General features: G+C 62.2%; 3 protein-coding genes. 1 reads left to right on the forward strand and 2 read right to left on the reverse strand.

Annotated features, from left to right (window positions below; genetic code table 11):
- Positions 1–297: 297 nt before the first annotated feature.
- Positions 298–924, reverse strand: coding sequence for a sulfotransferase family protein (locus tag ACESL9_RS17875; protein ID WP_372675422.1), 627 nt, complete (start codon positions 922–924; stop codon positions 298–300).
- Between the two features lie 139 nt (positions 925–1063).
- The gene (locus tag ACESL9_RS17880) at positions 1064–1780 is read right to left on the reverse strand and encodes a hypothetical protein (protein WP_372675423.1); all 717 of its coding nucleotides are present in this window, start codon (positions 1778–1780) and stop codon (positions 1064–1066) included.
- Between the two features lie 303 nt (positions 1781–2083).
- Here ACESL9_RS17880 and ACESL9_RS17885 point away from each other — a divergent pair, with 303 nt between their 5' ends.
- Positions 2084–2509 (forward strand): FAD-binding oxidoreductase, encoded by a 426-nt coding sequence (locus tag ACESL9_RS17885; protein ID WP_372675424.1) that lies wholly within the window; start codon positions 2084–2086, stop codon positions 2507–2509.
- The last annotated feature ends 42 nt before the right edge of the window (positions 2510–2551 follow it).

The raw sequence follows: 2551 nt of genomic DNA on the forward strand, positions 1-2551 counted from the left end.
TTCACTTTTGAAACCAGGCGGCAACTATCCTGACAGAGGGGGCCGTCAATGCTGTCGTGAAAAACACCTTGCGCAGGGGGCGTCCATAGATTCGCTCCTTGGTGGCTGCGATGAACCAGAAATCCTCCATTACGAAAACATCAAATCTGTCCCATGGGTGCTGAGGTTAGACAGAAAGTCATGCACACCACGAGGCGCACGAACCCAAGCAAAAATCCGACCGCGGTGAATAATTGCGGCTAGAGTTCTGACCAATGCAGGTTGGTATAACCCCGAAGCCGCAAAAGGCGCGGTTGATCAGTTTTTCCGCGGCCTGCCACCGTTCGGTAGGGCGCGGCGCGGATGTCCGGCGCGGTTGCGATAGAGGTCGGGACTGACCACTTCGGCCATGGCGCGCGTTTCGAGATCGCGGCCCAGCCACGTCGCGATCTCTTCCGCGGCCTTCTGCGGATCGCGCACGACGCCTGCATAATCGACGTCATGGATCTCGATATTATCCTGCGCAGCCGCCCAGCCGCCGAAAGCGGACATCTCCTTCTGGAACAGCCCGACCAGCATGTCGCGCGCTTCGATGCCCGGATCGCGTCCATCGTTCACCAGCATCTTCTCCTGCGACTTGACCACCTCCACGATGTCACGCCGCATGAGCAGAACCTTGTATTGCACGTCCATCGGCAGGTCATAGACCAGTTTATAGATGACCTTTACCGCCTTGCCCTGGGCGGTCGTCACCCAAGAGCGATCCGCGTCCAATGCCTTCACCGGTTCAAATTCGTAATACCCCATGGGATTGTCGTCATTGGCTTCTCGGAATCCATCGACCACCGGAGCGACGCCGCCCGCTTCGAGCATGCGCATCATCATGGACGTTCCCGAACGCGGCAGGCCCGAGACGACGGTTACGAAATCGGAGGATGGGGTCATTTAATGTACTCAAAATTGGTTGGGGGCAATATTCTGATCCTGACAACCCGTATGAAAACATAAAAGTAGTCTGCGAGCAATATTTATGGTACAATTTAGCTCGGAAACGCAATCTGAGGAAAGAATTATGACCGAAAGATCAGAATCGAGTTTTAAAAATAATGGTATGAACCATGGCGATGTGCCGCAAGGCTTCGGTGGTGGCGGAAAAGCTGGATTTGCCGGACGGGGCGCCAGGGGCTTTGGTGGCCAGGGTGCTGGTGGGCTGGGTGGGCGATTTGGCATGGGGGTCGGTGGTGCAGGTGCCGGACAGGGCTTCAGCGGCCAAGCCGGTAATCAATTCGCCAAGGGCCGCGGCGCGGGTGGTTTCGCGGGGGCACAGATGCCTGGCGCCGGTGCAGGCTTCGGTGCGCAGGCGGGGGCCGGTCCTCAGGGCGGACAGGATGCGCAGAACAATAGTCTCCTGATGCGCATCTTTCTGATGGGTATGATGGCTGGACGACGCCGCGCAGCAGGCGCCGGTCCCATGGCGGGCAACTTCGGCGCAGGTGCTGGCGCAGGTGCTGGCGGTGCGGGCAATGCGATGATCGGACGCTTGGGAGGTGCCGGGGCGCCCGGTGCAGGTGGCGCTATGGGGCACGCCGGGATGCCCGGCCGTTTCGCTGGCGCTGCGCGGCCGGGTACCGGGGCTGGCGCCATGCCGGGCCGCTTCGGTGCCGGGATGGTTTCGCAGGCCGCGACACCGGAAACGCCGCCGCAGGCTAGCGCGCCGTTCAATCCATCGGCCCATTTCGACAATGGCGTCGAGACGGAGAAAAAGGACGGATAACCAAGGCTGCGGGCTCTGCATGTCCAAGGCCGATGCGGGTCATCCGCATCGGCCTATTGCGTTGTGACGCCGCACAGATCCCATAGCGCGGACCGCGATGCCGGGCCGAATGGACGGATCCGCTTTGGTGATGCGGGGAGGAGAAAGAGCATAGACGGACACACATCAACGCATGGAGCTGTCATCGAGGTCCTGCGCGCTGAGTTTGGCGAGCGCCTGTCGACCGGCAGCTCGATCCGCGATCTGCATGGCCGGGACGAGGCCTATTCGACCCCGCACCGTCCCGACGCCATGGACTTCCCCGAGCCAACTGAGGAGGTCAGACAAATAATGGCGCTCTGCCCCGCGCATCGCTGCCCGGTCACGCCCTTCGGCATCGGCTCCTCGCTCGAGGGGCACGTGATCCCGCTTCGGGGCGGAATCTCCATTGATACGAGTCGGATGAACCGGGTGCCGGCGGTGCACGAGGCTGATCCTGACGCGTGGCCCAACCAGCCGTTGTTATGCAGCAGGTCCGTGACCCGGGCCGCGGCATCATCCCAGGCCTCGCCAATATCGTCCTGGCTTTCCCGCAGCGCCGGTTTCCAGCCCGCGAAGGTAACGCCGCGCCCGCCGCGCATGTATTTGCCCGTGGGTTTCGGTAGGCCCACCCCCTCGGGCGGTGCGGCCGGCGGCAAAGCGTCGGCCAGCAGATCTTTGAGCTTTGCGATCACGGACATCTGTGTCACCCATTCAATCGGCCGCCCTGGCGGGTGAACCGCCCGCGCAGCGCGCCGCTGCCGCCGCGTCCTGGGGAGG

The sequence above is a fragment of the Aquicoccus sp. genome, assembly GCF_041686535.1.
Classification (GTDB): Bacteria; Pseudomonadota; Alphaproteobacteria; order Rhodobacterales; family Rhodobacteraceae; genus Aquicoccus.